Source organism: Burkholderia orbicola, from assembly GCF_900100915.1.
GTDB classification, from domain to species: Bacteria; Pseudomonadota; Gammaproteobacteria; order Burkholderiales; family Burkholderiaceae; genus Burkholderia; species Burkholderia orbicola.
Genome location: NZ_FNKW01000001.1, coordinates 2,445,221 through 2,462,079 on the forward strand (window position 1 = coordinate 2,445,221; position 16,859 = coordinate 2,462,079).

Annotated in this window: 15 protein-coding genes; 6 read left to right on the plus strand and 9 right to left on the minus strand. The window is 69.4% G+C overall.

The window, feature by feature from the left end:
• Positions 1 to 73 precede the first annotated feature (73 nt).
• The 4 genes from mdlC to BLS50_RS11665 all read left to right on the plus strand — a co-directional run bounded on the left by mdlC (position 74) and on the right by BLS50_RS11665 (position 5,808).
• Positions 74 to 1,705: a benzoylformate decarboxylase gene (gene mdlC / locus BLS50_RS11650; RefSeq protein WP_074802257.1), complete on the plus strand. Its 1,632-nt coding sequence runs from the start codon at positions 74 to 76 to the stop codon at positions 1,703 to 1,705.
• A gap of 29 nt (positions 1,706 to 1,734) precedes the next feature.
• Complete coding sequence (locus BLS50_RS11655) at positions 1,735 to 3,186, plus strand: aldehyde dehydrogenase (protein WP_074802258.1); 1,452 nt, start codon at positions 1,735 to 1,737, stop codon at positions 3,184 to 3,186.
• A gap of 13 nt (positions 3,187 to 3,199) precedes the next feature.
• Positions 3,200 to 4,144, plus strand: coding sequence for a ketopantoate reductase family protein (locus BLS50_RS11660; protein WP_074802259.1), 945 nt, complete (start codon positions 3,200 to 3,202; stop codon positions 4,142 to 4,144).
• A gap of 260 nt (positions 4,145 to 4,404) precedes the next feature.
• On the plus strand, positions 4,405 to 5,808 hold the full coding sequence (locus BLS50_RS11665; protein WP_074802260.1) for an MFS transporter: 1,404 nt from the start codon (positions 4,405 to 4,407) through the stop codon (positions 5,806 to 5,808).
• A 29-nt stretch (positions 5,809 to 5,837) separates the two neighbouring features.
• Here the strand turns inward: BLS50_RS11665 and kynA are convergent, their stop codons facing one another.
• The 3 genes from kynA to kynB form a co-directional block, all read right to left on the minus strand.
• Positions 5,838 to 6,773, minus strand: a complete 936-nt coding sequence (gene kynA, locus BLS50_RS11670; RefSeq protein ID WP_034201423.1) for a tryptophan 2,3-dioxygenase — start codon at positions 6,771 to 6,773, stop codon at positions 5,838 to 5,840.
• A 101-nt stretch (positions 6,774 to 6,874) separates the two neighbouring features.
• Positions 6,875 to 8,128 (minus strand): kynureninase, encoded by a 1,254-nt coding sequence (gene kynU, locus BLS50_RS11675; protein ID WP_249177934.1) that lies wholly within the window; start codon positions 8,126 to 8,128, stop codon positions 6,875 to 6,877.
• Positions 8,129 to 8,155: 27 nt separating this feature from the next.
• Positions 8,156 to 8,797, minus strand: coding sequence for an arylformamidase (kynB, locus tag BLS50_RS11680; protein WP_011546066.1), 642 nt, complete (start codon positions 8,795 to 8,797; stop codon positions 8,156 to 8,158).
• 129 nt (positions 8,798 to 8,926) lie between these two features.
• On the opposite strand from kynB, the gene BLS50_RS11685 reads away from it, so the two are divergent.
• Positions 8,927 to 9,427 (plus strand): Lrp/AsnC family transcriptional regulator, encoded by a 501-nt coding sequence (locus tag BLS50_RS11685; protein WP_006477992.1) that lies wholly within the window; start codon positions 8,927 to 8,929, stop codon positions 9,425 to 9,427.
• On the opposite strand, the gene BLS50_RS11690 is transcribed toward BLS50_RS11685, so the two are convergent.
• From BLS50_RS11690 to BLS50_RS11700, 3 genes are all read right to left on the minus strand, one after another.
• Entirely contained in the window at positions 9,414 to 9,923 is a 510-nt protein-coding gene (locus BLS50_RS11690) for a flavin reductase family protein (protein WP_006477993.1), read from the minus strand. The two genes, BLS50_RS11685 and BLS50_RS11690, sit on opposite strands and share 14 nt — an antisense overlap.
• A gap of 280 nt (positions 9,924 to 10,203) precedes the next feature.
• Positions 10,204 to 10,869, minus strand: a complete 666-nt coding sequence (locus BLS50_RS11695; RefSeq protein ID WP_074802261.1) for a hypothetical protein — start codon at positions 10,867 to 10,869, stop codon at positions 10,204 to 10,206.
• On the minus strand, positions 10,866 to 12,272 hold the full coding sequence (locus tag BLS50_RS11700; protein ID WP_074802262.1) for a selenium-binding protein SBP56-related protein: 1,407 nt from the start codon (positions 12,270 to 12,272) through the stop codon (positions 10,866 to 10,868). The genes BLS50_RS11695 and BLS50_RS11700 overlap by 4 nt, the downstream gene beginning before the upstream one ends.
• Positions 12,273 to 12,835: 563 nt before the next feature.
• Between BLS50_RS11700 and msrA the strand changes: the two genes are divergently transcribed.
• Positions 12,836 to 13,396 carry a peptide-methionine (S)-S-oxide reductase MsrA gene (msrA, locus tag BLS50_RS11710; protein ID WP_043888519.1) on the plus strand — a complete coding sequence of 187 codons (561 nt, stop codon included), beginning with the start codon at positions 12,836 to 12,838 and terminating at the stop codon, positions 13,394 to 13,396.
• A gap of 25 nt (positions 13,397 to 13,421) precedes the next feature.
• Here msrA and BLS50_RS11715 read toward each other — a convergent pair whose 3' ends face one another.
• From BLS50_RS11715 to pdxH, 3 genes are all read right to left on the minus strand, one after another.
• Positions 13,422 to 14,726 (minus strand): DUF72 domain-containing protein, encoded by a 1,305-nt coding sequence (locus BLS50_RS11715; RefSeq protein ID WP_074802263.1) that lies wholly within the window; start codon positions 14,724 to 14,726, stop codon positions 13,422 to 13,424.
• A 23-nt stretch (positions 14,727 to 14,749) separates the two neighbouring features.
• Positions 14,750 to 15,970, minus strand: coding sequence for an SAM-dependent methyltransferase (locus BLS50_RS11720; protein WP_006477998.1), 1,221 nt, complete (start codon positions 15,968 to 15,970; stop codon positions 14,750 to 14,752).
• A 121-nt stretch (positions 15,971 to 16,091) separates the two neighbouring features.
• Positions 16,092 to 16,736, minus strand: coding sequence for a pyridoxamine 5'-phosphate oxidase (gene pdxH / locus BLS50_RS11725; protein ID WP_074802264.1), 645 nt, complete (start codon positions 16,734 to 16,736; stop codon positions 16,092 to 16,094).
• Positions 16,737 to 16,859: the final 123 nt, after the last annotated feature.

Genomic DNA, 16,859 nt, shown 5'->3' on the forward strand with positions numbered 1-16,859 from the left:
AAATACAGTATCCGTGAATGGCTTGCGCTTCGATACTGTGGAAACCGCCAAGCCATCGAGGAGACGCCCGAGCATGTCCGGCACCCCGTCCCAATCCGCCGCACCCGTCACGGTCCGCGACGCCGTGATCGACCTGTTCCGCCAGTTCGGCATCGACCGCGTGTTCGGCAATCCCGGCTCGACCGAGCTGCCGATGTTCCGCGACTTCCCCGCCGATTTCCGCTACGTGCTCGGCCTGCAGGAGGCCGTCGTGGTCGGGATGGCCGACGGTCACGCGCAGGCCACCGGCAATGCTGCGGTCGTCAACCTGCATTCGGCGGCGGGCGTCGGCAACGCGATGGGCAATCTCTTCACCGCGTTCAAGAACCGCTCGCCGCTGATCGTCACCGCGGGCCAGCAGGCGCGCGCGATTCTGCCGTTCGATCCGTTCCTCGGCGCGACGCAGGCCGCCGAGCTGCCGAAGCCGTACGTGAAATGGAGCATCGAGCCGGCGCGCGCGCAGGACGTGCCGGCCGCGATCGCGCGGGCGTACCGCATCGCGATGCAGGAGCCGCGCGGCCCCGTGTTCGTGTCGATTCCGGTCGACGACTGGGATCAGCCGGCCGAATTGCTGCCGCGCCGTGACGTGAGCAGCATCGTGCGGCCCGACCCAGACGCGCTCGCGCGGCTCGGCGACGCGCTCGACGCGGCGCGCCGCCCGGCGTTCGTGGTCGGCGCGGCCGTCGATCGCGCGGGCGCATGGGACGACGTCGTGCGCCTCGCCGAGCGGCACCGTGCGCGCGTGTACGTCGCGCCGATGTCGGGACGCTGCAGCTTTCCGGAGGATCATCCGCTGTTCGCCGGCTTCCTGCCCGCGATTCGCGAGAAGATCGTCGCGCGGCTCGACGGGCACGATCTCGTGTTCGCGTTCGGCGCGCCTGCGTTCACCTATCACATCGAGGGCTTCGGCCCGCACGTGCCGCCGGGCGCGACGCTCGTGCAGCTCGTCGACGATCCGGGCGTCGCCGCGTGGACGCCGTCGGGCGACGCGGTGGTCGGCAATTTGCGGCTCGCCGCGCGCGATCTGCTGGCGCGGCCCGCGCCGCCCGAGCGGCCGATGCCCGCGCCGCGCGCGCCGCGGCTGCGCGTCGACGCGCCTGCTGCCGGCGAACGCATGTCGGTCGCGTTCGCACTGCAGACGCTCGCCGACGTGCGCGACGCGCACGACATCGTCGTCGAGGAGGCGCCGAGCGCGCGGCCGGTGATGCAGGAACATCTGCCGTTCACGCGCAGCGGCACGTTCTACACGATGGACAGCGGCGGGCTCGGCTACGGGATGCCGGCTGCCGTCGGCGTCGCGCTCGCGCAGCCGGGCCGACGCGTGATCGCGCTGATCGGCGACGGCTCGAGCCTGTATTCGATCCAGGCGCTGTGGAGCGCCGCGCAGTTGAAGCTGCCGATCACGTTCGTGATCCTGAACAACCGGCGTTACGCGGCGCTGCAGGATTTCGCGCCCGTGTTCGGCTTCGGCCCCGGCGACCCGGTGCAAGGCACCGATCTGCCCGACCTGGATTTCGTCGCGCTCGCGCAAGGGATGGGCTGTCGCGGCGTGCGCGTCGCCGAAGCGGCGAAGCTGCGCGACGCGCTGACCGACGCGCTGACCGACGCGCTGACCGACGCGCTGCGCGCGGCGACGCCGGTCGTCGTCGAAGTCGAGATTGCGTGACGCGCCGCGCGCGTCTTTCCGGAGATTCCATGCAAACCGTAGCGATGCTGATCGGCGGCGAACGCCGCCACTCGTCCGGCGGCGCGACCTTCGTGCGCCGCAACCCGCTCGACGGCGAAGTCGCGTCCGAAGCGCCCGCGTGCACCGTCGACGATGCGCGCGCGGCGGCCGATGCGGCTGCCCGCGCGTTTCCCGGCTGGGCCGCGCTCGGCCCCGGCGCGCGGCGCGCATTGCTGCTGAAGGCGGCCGCCGCGCTCGAAGCGAAGCACGAGCAGTTCGTCGCCGCGATGGCGGCCGAGACGGGTGCGTCCGCGCTGTGGGCCGGCTTCAACGTGCAGCTCGCGGCGAGCGGGCTCGTCGAGGCCGCGTCGTTGACCACGCAGGTCGGCGGCGAGCTGATTCCGTCCGACGTGCCGGGCTCGCTCGCGATGGGCGTGCGGCAACCGGCCGGCGTCGTGCTCGGCATCGCGCCGTGGAATGCGCCGGTGATTCTCGCGACGCGCGCGCTCGCGCTGCCGCTCGCGTGTGGCAACACGGTCGTGCTGAAGGGCTCGGAACTGTGTCCCGTCACGCACGGGCTGGTCGTCGAGGCGCTGCAGGAGGCCGGACTGCCGCCGGGCGTCGTCAATTTCGTGACGAATGCGCCCGACGATGCGGGCGCCGTCGTCGATGCCCTGATCGCGCATCCGGCCGTGCGCCGCGTGAATTTCACCGGCTCGACGCGGGTCGGGCGGATCGTCGCCGAAGCATGCGCGCGTCACCTGAAGCCGTCGGTGCTGGAGCTCGGCGGCAAGGCGCCGTTCGTCGTGCTCGACGATGCCGATCTCGACGCGGCGGTCGCCGCGGCTGCATTCGGCGCATTCGCGAATTCTGGGCAGATCTGCATGTCGACCGAGCGCATCGTCGTCGACGCCTCGATCGCCGATGCGTTCGTCGCGAAGCTCGCCGACAAGGCCGCGTCGCTGCCGCTCGGCGATCCGCGCCACGGGCCGGTCGTGCTCGGGTCGCTGATCGACACGAGGGCCGTCGAGCGCTGCAACGCGCTGATCGACGATGCGCTCGCGCACGGCGCGACGCTGCGGTGCGGCGGCCACGCCGACAGCACGCTGTTCCCCGCGACGCTGCTCGATCACGTGACGCCAGCGATGCGCATCTACGCGGAAGAGTCGTTCGGCCCGGTGAAGGGGATCGTGCGCGTCGACGGCGAGGAGGCCGCGATCCGCTGCGCGAACGACAACGCGTTCGGGCTGGCGTCGGCCGTGTTCAGTCGCGACGTCGCGCGGGCGCTGCGCGTCGCGGCGCGCATCGAGTCGGGCATCTGTCACGTGAACGGCCCGACCGTGCACGACGAGGCGCAAATGCCGTTCGGCGGCGTGAAGGACAGCGGCTTCGGCCACTTCGGCGGCAAGGCCGGCATCGCCGCGTTCACCGACCTGCGCTGGATCACCGTGCAGACGGCCCCGCGCCACTATCCGTTCTGACGAGGCGTCGACGATGAGAATTGCAATTCTGGGCGCGGGCGCGATGGGCTCGCTGTTTGGCGGGCGGCTCGCCGAAAGCGGCGAAGCCGTCACGCTGATCGACGTGAACGATGCGCATCTCGATGCGATCCGCCGCGACGGGCTGCGCATCGACGACGACCGCGGCGAACGGCGCGTTCGCACGCTGCAGGCCGTGCGGCCGGAAGCCGCGAATGCGCACGCGGCCGCAGCACTCGACACACCGTTCGACCTGCTGATCGTTTTCACGAAATCGCTGCATACGCGGGCGGCGCTCGACGGCGTGCGGGCGCTGCTGAGCTCGGACACGTTCGTGCTGACGCTGCAGAACGGGCTCGGCAACGTCGAGACGCTGAACGCGTTCGTGCCGCTCGAGCGCATCCTGGTCGGCGTGACGACGTGGCCGGCCGATGCGGCCGGCCCTGCGCACGTGCGCTCGCACGGCGCCGGCACGATCCGGATGATGACGGCCGACGGCGCGGCACGTCCCTTTGCGACAGCCGTGGCCGACGCGCTGTCGCGCGCGGGGCTCGCGTGCACGCTCGACGCCGACGTATGGGCCGCGATCTGGGAGAAGGTCGCGTTCAACGCGGCGCTCAACACGCTGTGCGCGACGACGGGCTGCACCGTCGATCAGCTCGGCCATCATCACGACGGGCCACGGCTCGCGCTGGCGATCGCGGCCGAGACGGCCGCCGTCGCGCGCGCGAAGGGCATTGCGGTCGACGGCGAGCGCATCGCGCGCAACGTCGAGCATGCGATCCGCGACCATCGCGGCCATCGCCCGTCGATGCTGCAGGACGTGCTCGCGGGCCGTCGCACCGAAATCGATGCGATCAACGGCAAGGTCGTCGCGGCCGCGCGTGAAGCGGGCGTCGCGGTGCCGCATGCGGAGACGCTGCTCGCGCTGGTCCGCTTGATCGACGCACGGACGAATTGAGCAACAGGCCGGCGGCCGGCTGGCGCCGCATGACGACACGGATGCCGCGCCCGCGGGGCGATGGCGCCGGATCGTGAAGGGTGGGACGAGACACCGGCGCCGATCGATGGGCGCCGCTCGACTGCACAGCATGAGATTCGGGCACGCGTGCGCGCGCCAGCCCGGACAACCGGAGACGCCATGAAAACCATCGAATGCCGTTGTCTTGTCGCGCACCGTTCGCGCATCTTGCCGCCGCCGCGCGGTGCATCGGAGGCCGCATGAGCACGCCCGACGCACTGAATGAACGGCCACCGTCGGTCGACATCGGCACGACGCTCGACGACGGCCCGTTCACGCTGATGCAGCGCTGCGTGGTGCTGCTCGCCGCGCTCGCGATCGTGCTCGACGGCTTCGACGGCCAGTTGATCGGTTTCGCGATTCCGGTGCTGATCCGCGAATGGGGCATCACGCGCGGTGCGTTCGCGCCGGCCGTCGCGGCGGGACTGGTCGGGATGGGCATCGGCAGCGCCTGCGCGGGGATCGTCGCGGACCGCTTCGGCCGCCGCCAGGCCGTGATCGGCAGCGTGTTCCTGTTCGGCATCGCGACCTGCGCGATCGGGTTCGCGCCCGACGTCGCGACGATCGCGATGCTGCGTTTTTGCGCGGGGCTCGGGATCGGCGGCGCGCTGCCGACGGCCACGACGATGACCGCCGAATACACGCCCGCGCGGCGCCGCACGATGATGGTGACGGCGACGATCGTCTGCGTGCCGCTCGGCGGGATGCTGGCCGGCCTGTTCGCGCACGAGGTGCTGCCGCGCTACGGCTGGCGCGGGCTGTTCTTCGCGGGCGGCGCGTTGCCGCTCGTGCTCGGCTTCGTGCTGGTGCGCGCGTTGCCCGAATCGCCGCGCTATCTCGCGCGGCGCCCCGCACGCTGGCCGGAACTCGGCGCGCTGCTCGCGCGGATGCAGCGGCCGGTCGCACCGGGCACCGTGTTCACCGACACGAAGGACGCCCGTGCGCCGGGCAGCCGCGGCGGCTTCGGCGCGCTGTTCGCGAGCGGCCAGGCGCGCGACACGATCGCGCTGTGGTGCGCGTTCTTCATGTGCCTGCTCGCCGTGTACGCGGCGTTCAGCTGGTTGCCGACGATGCTCGCGGCGAGCGGGTTGAGCGTGTCGGTCGCGGGCTCGGGCCTCACCGCGTACAACCTCGGCGGCGTGATCGGCGCGCTGCTGTGCGCATGGGCGATCGCGCATGCGGGGTCGCGCTGGCCGCTCGCGCTGTGCAGCATCGGCGGCGCGGCGAGCGCGGTATGGCTGATGGGCGTCGATGCCAGCCGCCATACCGGCTGGCTGATCGTCGGGCTCGGTCTGCACGGGTTGTTCGTCAACGCGGTGCAGTCGACGATGTATGCGCTGTGCGCGTACATCTATCCGACGGCCGTGCGCGCGACGGGCACCGCGAGTGCGCTCGCGTTCGGCCGGCTCGGCGCGATCCTCAGCGCGTTCGCGGGCGCGATCGTGATCACGGCGGGCGGCGCGGGTGCGTACCTGACGATGCTGGCCGTCGCGATGGGGGTGGTGTGCATCGCGCTGCTCGCGATGCGGCGGCACATTCCGCGGCTGTCGCGCGCGGCGGCGCAGCCGCGCGAAGGGGAGGCGCTCGCCCGCACGTCGTCGTGATCGTCGTGACGGCGGGCGCGTGGCGTGCGTTACAGCGTGGTGCGCACGTGCCAGAGCTCGGGGAACAGCACGACGTCGAGCATCTTGCGCAGGTACGGCGCGCCGCTCGTGCCGCCGGTGCCCTGCTTGAAGCCGATGATGCGCTCGACCGTCGTCACGTGACGGAAGCGCCACTGGCGGAACGCATCCTCGAGATCGACGAGTTCCTCGGCCATCTCGTACAGCTCCCAGTGCTGCTGCGGATGACGATAGACCTCGAGCCACGCGGCCTCGACCGTCTCGTCGTGCCGCGTCGGCTGGGTCCAGTCGCGCTCCAGCCGCTCTGCCGCGATCGGGAAGCCGCGCCGCGCGAGCAGTCGCACGACTTCATCGTAGAACGACGGCGCCTCGAGCGTCGCGCGCACCTGTTCGAGGATGTCGGGCCGGTGCGCATGCGGCTGCAGCATCTGCGCGTTCTTGTTGCCGAGCAGGAATTCGAGCTGGCGATACTGGTACGACTGGAAGCCCGACGACTGGCCGAGATACGGCCGCATCGCCGAATACTCGGACGGCGTCATCGTCGACAGCACGTTCCACGCCTGCACCAGTTGCTCGAGGATGCGCGACACGCGCGCGAGCATCTTGAACGCCGGCGGCAGCGCGTCGGTGCGCACCGCATCGAGCGCGCCGCGCAATTCGAACAGCGCAAGCTTCATCCACAGCTCGCTCGTCTGATGCTGGATGATGAACAGCATCTCGTTGTGATCGGGCGACAGCGGATGCTGTGCGTCGAGGATCGAATTCAGCGACAGGTAGTCGCCGTAGCTCATCGACTTCGAGAAATCGAGCTGCGCGTTGTGCCAGCCGGCTTGAGCGTCGGCCTCGCCCGGCACGTGCGGGGCTTCGTGCGCGGCTTGCGCCGGTTGTGCGGCGCGTGCGCCCGAGAACGGGCAGCCTGCCGGCGCGTCGCCGCCGGGGGGCTGCATATGACCAGAATTCACGACTATCTCCAGATTTGAATGACGAACGCGTGGCGCGCTTCGCATGCAACTGCGGCATGCAACGGCGGCGCGCCGCGCAAGACGGGTCAGGTCACCGCGCCGCGTTCGGCGAACTCGGGCGCCTTCCACGCGTCGGTGGCGAGGATGTCGCGCAGCGTCTCGACCGCATCCCACACGTCGGCGAAGCGCGTATAGAGCGGCGTGAAGCCGAAGCGCAGCACGTACGGCTCGCGGTAGTCGCCGATCACGCCGCGCGCGATCAGCGCCTGCATCACTTCGTAGCCGTGCGGATGCTCGAAGCTCGCCTGCGAGCCGCGCTGGTGATGCGCGCGCGGCGTGACGAGCTTCAGCGACAGGCCCGCGCAGCGCGCCTCGACGAGCGCGATGAACGTGTCGGTCAGCGCGAGCGACTTGCGGCGGATCGCGTCCATGTCGGTCTGCAGGAACACGTCGAGCCCGCATTCGACCATCGACATCGACACGATCGGCTGCGTGCCGCACAGGAAGCGCGCGATGCCCGGATCGGGCGCGAAGCCGGGCTGCATCGCGAACGGCGCGCGGTGGCCCCACCAGCCCGACAGCGGCTGCGAGAAATGTGCGAGATGGCGTTGCGGCACCCACACGAACGCGGGCGAGCCGGGGCCGCCGTTCAGGTACTTGTACGTGCAGCCGACCGCGCCGTCCGCGCGCGCGCCGTTCAGGTCGACCGGCACCGCGCCGGCCGAGTGCGCGAGATCCCACAGCATCAGCGCGCCGGCGTCGTGCACCAGCTGCGTGACGGCCGGCATGTCGTGCATGTAGCCGGTGCGGTAGTTCACGTGCGTGATCATCGCGACGGCCGTGTCCGCGCCGAGCGCGCCGGGCAGGTCGGCCGGATCGTCGATCAGGCGCAGCTCGTAGCCGCCGCCGAGCTGCTCGATCAGCCCCTGCGCGATGTACAGGTCGGTCGGGAAGTTCGAGCGCTCCGACACGATCACCCGGCGCTCGGGCGCGCGCTCCGCCTGGTGGCGCAGCATCGCCGACAGCAGCTTGAACAGGTTGATCGAGATGGTGTCGGTCACGACCGTTTCGCCGGGCGCGCCGCCGATCAGCGTCGCGAGCTTGTCGCCGAGGCGGCGCGGCAGCGCGAACCAGCCGGCGGTGTTCCAGCTGCGGATCAGGCCTTCGCCCCACTCGGCGCCGATCACCTGCTGCGCGCGGGCGGCCGACGCGCGCGGCTGCGCGCCGAGCGAGTTGCCGTCGAGGTAGATCACGCCGTCGGGCAGCGAGAACTGGTCGCGCAGCGGGGCCAGCGGGTCGTCGCGGTCGAGCGCGAGCGCATCTTCACGGGTCTTGATCATCATGATGTGGGGTCGTAGGTCGGGTAATCAGGAAGCGTGCGCGGGCAGCGCGCGCAGCACCGCGCGCACGGGGCTCGCGTCGAGTGTCGCGAACTTCAGCGGCAGCGCGATCAATTCGTAGTCGCCGGGCGGCACGTCGTCGAGCACGATGCCTTCGAGGATCGCCATCCGGTGCGCGCGCACGCGGTGATGCGCGTCCATCGTCTTCGATTCCTGCGGGTCGAGCGACGGCGTATCGATGCCGATCAGCTTCACACCGTGCGCGGCGAGCAGGTCGACGGTATCGGGCGCGACCGCGCAGAAATTGCTGTCCCATTGTTCGACCGCGGCGCGCGCATACGTGCGCAGCAGCACGCGCGGCGGCACGCCGTCGAGCGCGGCTTCCACATCGGCCGGCCGTACGACCGGCGATGCGCCGATGCAATGAATCACGCGGCACGGGCCGAGATAGGTGTCGAGCGGCACCGCGCCGATCGGCGCGCCGTCGGCGTCATAGTGCAGCGGCGCGTCGCAGTGCGCGCCCGTGTGCGGCGACAGCGTCAGGCGCGCGACGTTGACCGGCGAGCCGGCCTCCATCCGCCATACGCGTTCGACGGCAACCGGCGTATCGCCCGGCCACACGGGGGTGGCGGGGCTGACCGGCGGCGAGATGTCCCAGAGTGTGTCCATGGCATGACGAAGCGTGAGTCGATCCTTCGAATGATAGGTGGACACTCGCAGAAAGTGCTTGCGAAATAAACATGGACAATCCGCCGGATTGGCAGATAATTCGACTCAGAGGGAAAACGGGGACCAAAAATGCACGCGATCACGCTCGATGCCACCGACTGCCGGATTCTGGCGGTATTGCAGGAGGAGGGCAGAATCAGCAATCTCGACCTGGCCGAACGCATCTCGCTTTCGCCATCCGCCTGCCTGCGCCGCATGCGCCTGCTCGAGGAGCAGGGCGTGATCGAGCACTATCGCGCGTGCCTGAGCCGCGAGAAGCTCGGCTTCGAGCTCGAGGCGTTCGTGCAGGTGTCGATGCGCAACGAAGAGAATCAATGGCACGAGCGCTTCGCGGAAGCGCTGCGCGAATGGCCGGAGGTGGTCGGCGCGTTCGTCGTGACGGGCGAGAGCCACTATCTGCTGCGCGTGCTTGCGCACAACCTCAAGCACTATTCGGATTTCGTGCTGAACCGCCTGTACAAGGCGCCGGGCGTGATGGACATCCGGTCGAACATCGTGCTGCAGACGCTGAAGGACGAAGCCGGCGCGCCGGTCGGACTGGCGCGCACGGGGGCGATCAAAGCGGTGTGAGGCCGTGGAAGCCGCCGCCGTGGAACACGAGCGGCGGGGCCGTTTCCGATACCGCGCGCACGCCGCAGCGTTCCACTTCGCCGACGAAGATCACGTGGTCGCCTTCATCGTAGCGGCTGCGGTTGTGGCATTCGAACCACGCGAGCGCGCCGTCGAGCACCGGCATCCCCGAATTGCCGGCCGCGTGCGCGATCCCTTCGAAACGATCGCCCTTGTAGGTCGAGAAGCGCTTGCACAGATCGAGTTGCGACGCCGCGAGCACGTTCACCACGTAATGGCTGTTGCCGCGGAACACGGGCGTCGACGCCGATTTGTGCGCGAGGCTCCACAGCACGAGCGGCGGATCGAGCGACACCGAATTGAACGAGCTGGCGGTGATGCCGATCAGCTGGCCGGACGGCGCGCGCGTCGTGATCACCGTCACGCCCGTCGCGAACTGGCCGAGCGCCTGCCGGAAGGCGGCCGCGTCGAAATCCGGCGGATTGGCGTGGCTCATCGGGCAGCCATCCGGAACGGGACGGGCGGGCGCGACACGACACGGGCGTGACGGGCGCGGCGGACGAAAAATGACAACGCGGTCGATTGGGAAGGGGTGCGCATGGCCCGATTTTAGCGGAATCGGGGCCGCCGGACCCGGTCGAGCGGCGCATCGCGACGGCAGGGTGGCGTAGCGAACACTGCGGCGCGCGGCCGGCAGCGCCGTTCCGTCACGTTTTTTAACGGTGCGGCCATTCCATTCGGTGCCGCGGTGCGCGAACGGGTCCTCGCTGCCCGCACTATCGCGCCGCCGCCAGCCCGAGCGACAGCGCCCCCGTCACGATCAGGCTCGACGCCCACACCGCATCGAGATTGAACCAGCTGCGCGACACGAACTTCAGCCCGAGATAGCGGTACACGAGCCACGCGAGCCCGCCGCCGGCGGCGATCATCGCGGCTGCATGCACGGCCGCGACGACGAGCGCCATGCCGAGATGCGCATCGACGAGCAGCGCCGCCGCGCGGTGGCCGGCATCCCGGTCGAGCCCGCACAGGCCGAGGTAGATCGGCACGAGCATCAGCCCCGCGCCGTGCGCGAGCGCGACCGCGAACGACCACAGGCCGAGCCGCGCCGGCGCGATCCGTGCGAGCGCCCGCGGATGCCGGCGCCGGATCAGCAGCACCGCGCCGAAGCCGATCACGAGCGCGCTCGCGCCGATCCGGATCGCCGTCTGCCACGCGAGCAGCGCGGCAAGCAGCCCGAACGGCAGCATCACCGCGAAGACGGCCAGCGCATGACCGAGCGCGAGATACCCGAGCGCCGCGACGAGCGCGCTGCCGCGGCGCGTCATCAGCGCGTTCGATACCGCGAGCGGCCAGCCCATCGCCGGGTTGAGTCCGTGATAGACGCCGCTCGCGAGCACGGCCGCCCACAGCGCGAACGGCGCGTGAAGGCCGGCGCTCAACGCTTGACCGACGGATAGCAGAACGAGTCGGTCGAGCAGTCGCCGCCTTCGAGCCGGATCTGGTGCGCGCGATAGCCGTCGGGGAATTCGACCCAGTAGTCGTCGGCGAGCGTCAGCCCGCCGTCCGGCCCCGCGTGCGCGAGCACCTGCGCGGCCGGCACCCCGTCCGGATAGAACTGGTCGTCCCACGTCGAATAGAGCGAGTTGGTCCAGTACACGCGCCGGCCGTCGCGGCTGATCTCGACCATCTGCGGGCCGCCCGCGAACGTGCGGCCGTTCGGGTGCGGCGCCCGGCGCGCGATGCCGCCGATGCGCACCGACCCCGCGAGCACCGGGTTGTGCGGGTCCGACACGTCGTACTGGCGCATCTCGCCGGTGCCCCAGCACGACACGTACAGGAAGCGGTCGTCGAGCGACAGGTCGATGTCGGTCACGAGCGGCGGCACCGCGCCGAATCCTTGCAGCAGCGGCGGCAGCTCGTCGGCCGTGGCCGGCTCGGCCGGGATCGTCGCGGTTTTCTTCACATGGAACTTGCCGCCTTCGCGCCACCAGGTCCAGATCGAGCCTTCGAGATTGGTCGTATCGACCACGACGCCGACGAACCCGTATTCGCGCACCGGATCGTGCGCGGGCCGCACCTCGAGCGCCATCTGGTGCTGCGCGCCGAGATCGATCGTCTGCACGTTGCGCCGCGCGCGCAGGTCCCAGAAATGCAGCCGGTGCCCGTACTTGTTCGCGAGCAGATCCTCGGGGACGATCCCGTTCTCGAATTGCGGCGGCAGCGCCCATTCGCTCGACACCATGTAGTCGCGCGGCAGGTTCCACCAGAAGTCGTAATGCTTGTCCTGCGGGCCGCGATCGATCTCCCAGCGGCCGAGCACGTCGAAGGTCTCGCAATCCATGATGAAGATGCCGGGCGCGCCGTCGGTGCCGTCCTTGCCCGCGCCGCCGAGCGTGCTCACGTAGATGCCCTCCGGCCCGCAATGCACGGTGTGCGGCCGCGAATAGCCGGTCTTCGCGAAGATCTCGTCGGGCTCGATGATCTTGTGGATGCGCGCCTGCGTCGGGTGCGGCTTCGTGTCGATCACGTAGATGCGCGACGAGCGCAGGCCGGGGATGATCAGGAAGCGGCGCTCGAGGAACGCATGGCCGGTCAGCGGCGACAGCGACGACGAGCACGCATTCCAGCCGAAGTGATGAAACTCGTCGCCGGTGTTCGGCATCGTCACCGTATGCACGATCTTGCCGTACGTCGACGAGCCGGGCTTCACGTCGATCACGGCGAGCGCGTCGGGTCTGGAAAAATCGGGGCTCAGCAACAACGTATAGGCAAACTCCTCCACCGGCGCCTGCATCGCAAGCTCGGGTGAAGCGTGAAACGTCGGGTCGGGCCGCATGCTCATGGTGATGTCCTCTGAATGGTGTCGAATCGTGGACGCACGGCCGTTCGTTGCGGGCGTGCGGACTGCGGTGGCCGCGCGGCGCGCATCATGCCGGCGCGGCGATCGGCCGGCGGACGCCCGCGTCGGCGACGCGCGCGATGCCGTGCATCAGGTCGTGAAAGCAGGAAAAGGCGAGAGGTTGGCGCGCCGCGCACTCGGTGAAACGGGCGCGCGCCATCGCGATGGTGCGATGGACGTAGCGGCGACGGGGCCCGCGACGCGGGCGATGTCTGTTAAGGCGTGCATATCGATGTTCCGGCAGATGATGTGGGCATCGGGGTCGGGCATGCATCGGACGCTGCGCGGGTGCGACGGGTTGGCCGCCGCTTGCGCGTGCCTAAGTGTAGACGAGAAACACGCGGCGGGGCGCGTGCGGCGCCCTGTCCGATCTGCCAGTTGCGCGCACGAGTGAGATACTTGACGAAGTGCCGCTGCCTCCCGTCTCGCGGGCGGGCAACGGCGATGCGAAACGATGGCGCCGGCACTGGCGTGCCGGCTGCCGTCATCCACGAGGGACTGATTTCATGGGGAACGAGATGCTTGAAACCGCGACGCTCGGAGGCGGGTGTTTCTGGTGCACGGAGGCCGTGTTTCTCGACGTCGACGGCGTGACGGCCGTCCAGTCGGGTTATGCGGGCGGCCATACGCGCAACCCGGGCTATCGCGACATCTGCGAAGGCGACACCGGCCACGCGGAAGTCGTCAACGTGACGTTCGATCCGGCGCGCATCGGCTATCGCGAGATCCTCGAGATCTTCTTCGCGACGCACGATCCGACCACGCTGAACCGGCAGGGCAACGACGTCGGCACGCAGTACCGGTCGGTCGTGTTCACGCATTCCGATGCGCAGCGCGACACGGCGCTCGACGTGATTGCCGAGCTCGAACGCGAACAGGTGTTCGGCCAGCCGATCGTCACGCAGGTCGTGCCACTCGACGGCAACTACTGGCCGGCCGAGGACTATCATCAGAACTATTACGCGCGCAACCCGGGGCAGGGCTATTGCTCGGTCGTGATCGGGCCGAAGCTCGCGAAATTCCGGCAGAAGTTCTCGCACCGGCTGAAGTCGCTGCGCGGCGCGTAAGCGTCGGCGGCGGCGGAAACCGCGGTCACGCCGCCTCGTTGCGCCACTGTGCGCACGCGGCGGCGATTTCGCGTGCGAGCGCGATGCACGACAGCGGCGCGGAGCCTTCCGCCTTGTTGTTGATCGTGATGATCACCGGCTGCCCGGCCAGCGCGTAGCGCGCGGCCAGTTCGGCGAGCGCCGAGCGGGTGGCCGGGTCCTCGTCGACGAGCTTGTCGAACGGCTCGTATTTCGCCTTCGCCTGCTCGTACTTGAAACCGCCGTGCAGGCTCCAGCGCACGATCAGCGGGCCGGGCGCGTCGCCATCGAGCAGCGCGAGCGCGGCGGCCTGGCGCAGCGGGTCGGGCATCCGCGCGTGCAGGCCGACGCAGTAGCGCACGCCGAGCGCGGCCAGCGCGCGGATGAAGCGCGGCGTGAGCAGGCTCGCGTCGCGGATCTCGATCGCGTAACGCGTGCCGTCGGCATCCGGCGGCAGCGGCGGCAGCGCCGCGAAGAACGCGGTGAGCCGGTCGATCAGCGCGGCGGGCGCCGCGAGTAGCTGATCGGGCAGCGGCGAGAACTGGAACACCAGCACGCCGGCTTTGCGGCCGAGCCCGTCGAGGCACGGCTGGACGAATTCGCGGGTCGCGAGCTGGGCATCGAGGAAAGTCGGGTTCGGCCCGGACGGCTCGCCGCGCCGGCCGCGGATCACCGCGTCGGTCACCGCGGCCGGCGCCTTCACGACGAAGCGGAAATCGTCGGGCACCTGTTGCGCATAGCGCAGGTAGTCGGCCACCGACAGCGGGCCGTAGAACGACCGGTCGAGGCTCACGCTCCTCAGCAGCGGATGCGCGCCGTACGCTTCGAGCCCTTCGCGCGACAGCTTCGTCTGCGCGAAATCGCCGTCGTAGACGATGCCGTTCCAGCCGGGGAAGTACCACGACGACGTGCCGAGCCGTACGTTCGGCGGCAGGCCGGCTGCGGCGGCGGCGACGTCCGCCGAGATCGGCGCGGGCAGCACGCCGCGTTTGCGGCGGCCTTTCTTCGATGGCGCGGCCGGCGGGGACGTTTCGTCCCACAGCAGGCCGGACGACGGGACAGGTTCGTCGTCGGCGGCGGCGGGTCGGGAGGTCGCACGGGCGGGTGGTGGTGCCGGTCGTGCGTCTTCCGGTGCGTCCGGCGTCACGTGCTCATCGGGGCTGGCGGGGCGCTCGTCGTCCGCTGGGGACGCGCGTGCGGCATCCGTCGGCACGCCGAACAGGTCGAATTGCCCGTCGGCGTGCGACTCGTCGGTGTCGTCGCGCTGCTGTCGTTGCGGCGGCGCCTTGCGCCGCGTCCTGCCGTCACCCATGCATGCCCAGCGTGATGCGCCGCCTAGCGCGGCAGCGCGTGTTCGTACATGTAGCGCCGCGACCACGGCAGCGTTTTCGCGCTGCGTCCGGCCTTGCGGCACACGATCTGGAAGATCGACACGTCGTCGTGCTCGAACGCATACGCGCAGCCGGCAAGATACACGCGCCAGATACGGAATTTTTCGTCGTCGACGAGCTTTCTCGCTTCCTCGGCTTTCGCTTCGAAGTTTTCCGTCCAGATATCGAGCGTGCGCGCATAGTGCCGGCGCAGGCTTTCGACGTCAACCGCCTCGAGTCCGCCGCGCTGCGCCGCTTCGAGCGCGAGGCTGATGTGCGGCAGCTCGCCGTCCGGGAACACGTAGCGATCGATGAATTCGCCGCCGCCGAGCGCCGTTTCGCCGCTTTCCGCGTCGGTCGACGTGATCCCGTGGTTCATCGCGATGCCGTCGTCGGTGAGCAGGTCGTGCACGCGCGAGAAGTAGAGCGGCAGGTTCTTGCGGCCGACGTGCTCGAACATCCCGACGCTCGTGATGCGGTCGAACTGGCCTTCGATCTCGCGGTAATCCTGCAGACGAATCTCGATCTTGTCTTCGAGCCCCGCGGCCTTCACGCGCGCGGTCGCGAGGTCGAACTGGTTCTGCGACAGCGTCACGCCGAGACACGTCGCGCCGAATTTCTGCGCGGCGCGCAGTACGAGCGCACCCCAGCCGCAGCCGATGTCGAGCAGGCGCTGGCCGGGCTGCAGCTGGATCTTCGTCAGGATGTGGTCGATCTTCTTGATCTGCGCGGTGGCGAGATCCTCGTCGCCGTTCTCGAAGTACGCGCACGAGTACACCATGTTCTCGTCGAGCCACAGCTGGTAGAACTCGTTCGAGACGTCGTAGTGGTACTGGATCGCCTTCTTGTCGGTGCTCTTCGTGTGATTGAAGTAGCGCTTCACGCGTGCGAGCTTGCTGGCGCTCGTCACGGTGCTGCGCGCGAGCGAGTAGCCGATGTTGATGATGTCCGACAGCTTGCCTTCGATGTCGATCTTGCCCTTCACGTACGCCTCGCCGAGATTGTCGAGGCTCGGTTCGAGCAGCAGCGGCAACGCCGACGCGCTGTTCACCTTCAGCGTGACCTGCGGCGCGCTGAAGGTGCCGAAATCGAGTTGATCGCCGTTCCACAGCACCAGTCGCGCCGGTATGTTCGCTTTCGCCCGTACTTCATCCGCCCACTGTGCCAGCTTCTTTTCCCAGAACATTTGGATTCTCCGTTTGTTCGTTGAATCGAATACAGCCAAGTATCCTGACCGGCGCCCGCCGCTTGCGGCGCGGGCACCCGGATGCAACACGAGACACGACCGGCGCGCGCCGGCGCCGCGCTTACGGCGACAGGCGCGAGATCGTCCAGCCCGACGCCGCCGCGGCGTCGCGCGTATAGAGCAGGCGGTCGTGCAGCCGCGACGGGCGCCCCTGCCAGAACTCGATCGAGTCGGGCACGAGGCGGTAGCCGCCCCAGTGCGGCGGGCGCGGCGGGTTGTCGCCGTAGCGTTCGATGACGGCCTTTTCGCGCGCTTCGAGCGTCGCGCGGCTGTCGATCACCGCGCTCTGCTCCGACGCCCATGCGCCGATGCGCGAGCCGAGCGGGCGCGACGCGAAATAGCGGTCGCTTTCTTCCGCGCTGGTTTTCTCGATCCGGCCTTCGATGCGCACCTGGCGCTCGAGCTCGATCCAGTAGAACAGCAGCGCGGCTTGCGGATGCACCGCGAGATCGTGACCCTTGCGGCTTTCGTAATTGGTGAAGAAGACGAACCCGCGTTCGTCGACGCCCTTGATGAGCACGATCCGGGCCGACGGCCGGCCGTCGGCGCCGACGGTCGCGAGCGTCATCGTGTTCGGCTCGGGCAATTTGGCGGCGAGCGCCTCCTTGAACCAGCGATCGAACTGGGCGAAGGGGTCGGGGGCGGCATCGGCTTCGTCGAGCGAAGCACGTGAATAGTTGATGCGGAGATCGGCGAGAGTCGTCATGTTATGCAAACGCTTCAATCTGGGGCCAGTATAGCGAACGCGCGAGAATCGTGCGTGCACAGTGGCGCGTGGGAGCGGGGAGTTCAGGCAGAATAGAGGGCTGCACGACTTACGTTTTCCTTG

What these genes read in the sequence shown, in the direction of transcription:
- mdlC (WP_074802257.1), top strand. Translation starts at nt 74, where the DNA reads ATGTCCGGCACCCCGTCCCAATCCGCCGCACCCGTCACGGTCCGCGAC.
- BLS50_RS11655 (WP_074802258.1), top strand. Translation starts at nt 1,735, where the DNA reads ATGCAAACCGTAGCGATGCTGATCGGCGGCGAACGCCGCCACTCGTCC.
- BLS50_RS11660 (WP_074802259.1), top strand. Translation starts at nt 3,200, where the DNA reads ATGAGAATTGCAATTCTGGGCGCGGGCGCGATGGGCTCGCTGTTTGGC.
- BLS50_RS11665 (WP_074802260.1), top strand. Translation starts at nt 4,405, where the DNA reads ATGAGCACGCCCGACGCACTGAATGAACGGCCACCGTCGGTCGACATC.
- kynA (WP_034201423.1), bottom strand. Translation starts at nt 6,773, where the DNA reads ATGCAGCCCCCCGGCGGCGACGCGCCGGCAGGCTGCCCGTTCTCGGGC.
- kynU (WP_249177934.1), bottom strand. Translation starts at nt 8,128, where the DNA reads ATGATCAAGACCCGTGAAGATGCGCTCGCGCTCGACCGCGACGACCCG.
- kynB (WP_011546066.1), bottom strand. Translation starts at nt 8,797, where the DNA reads ATGGACACACTCTGGGACATCTCGCCGCCGGTCAGCCCCGCCACCCCC.
- BLS50_RS11685 (WP_006477992.1), top strand. Translation starts at nt 8,927, where the DNA reads ATGCACGCGATCACGCTCGATGCCACCGACTGCCGGATTCTGGCGGTA.
- BLS50_RS11690 (WP_006477993.1), bottom strand. Translation starts at nt 9,923, where the DNA reads ATGAGCCACGCCAATCCGCCGGATTTCGACGCGGCCGCCTTCCGGCAG.
- BLS50_RS11700 (WP_074802262.1), bottom strand. Translation starts at nt 12,272, where the DNA reads ATGAGCATGCGGCCCGACCCGACGTTTCACGCTTCACCCGAGCTTGCG.
- msrA (WP_043888519.1), top strand. Translation starts at nt 12,836, where the DNA reads ATGGGGAACGAGATGCTTGAAACCGCGACGCTCGGAGGCGGGTGTTTC.
- BLS50_RS11715 (WP_074802263.1), bottom strand. Translation starts at nt 14,726, where the DNA reads ATGGGTGACGGCAGGACGCGGCGCAAGGCGCCGCCGCAACGACAGCAG.
- BLS50_RS11720 (WP_006477998.1), bottom strand. Translation starts at nt 15,970, where the DNA reads ATGTTCTGGGAAAAGAAGCTGGCACAGTGGGCGGATGAAGTACGGGCG.
- pdxH (WP_074802264.1), bottom strand. Translation starts at nt 16,736, where the DNA reads ATGACGACTCTCGCCGATCTCCGCATCAACTATTCACGTGCTTCGCTC.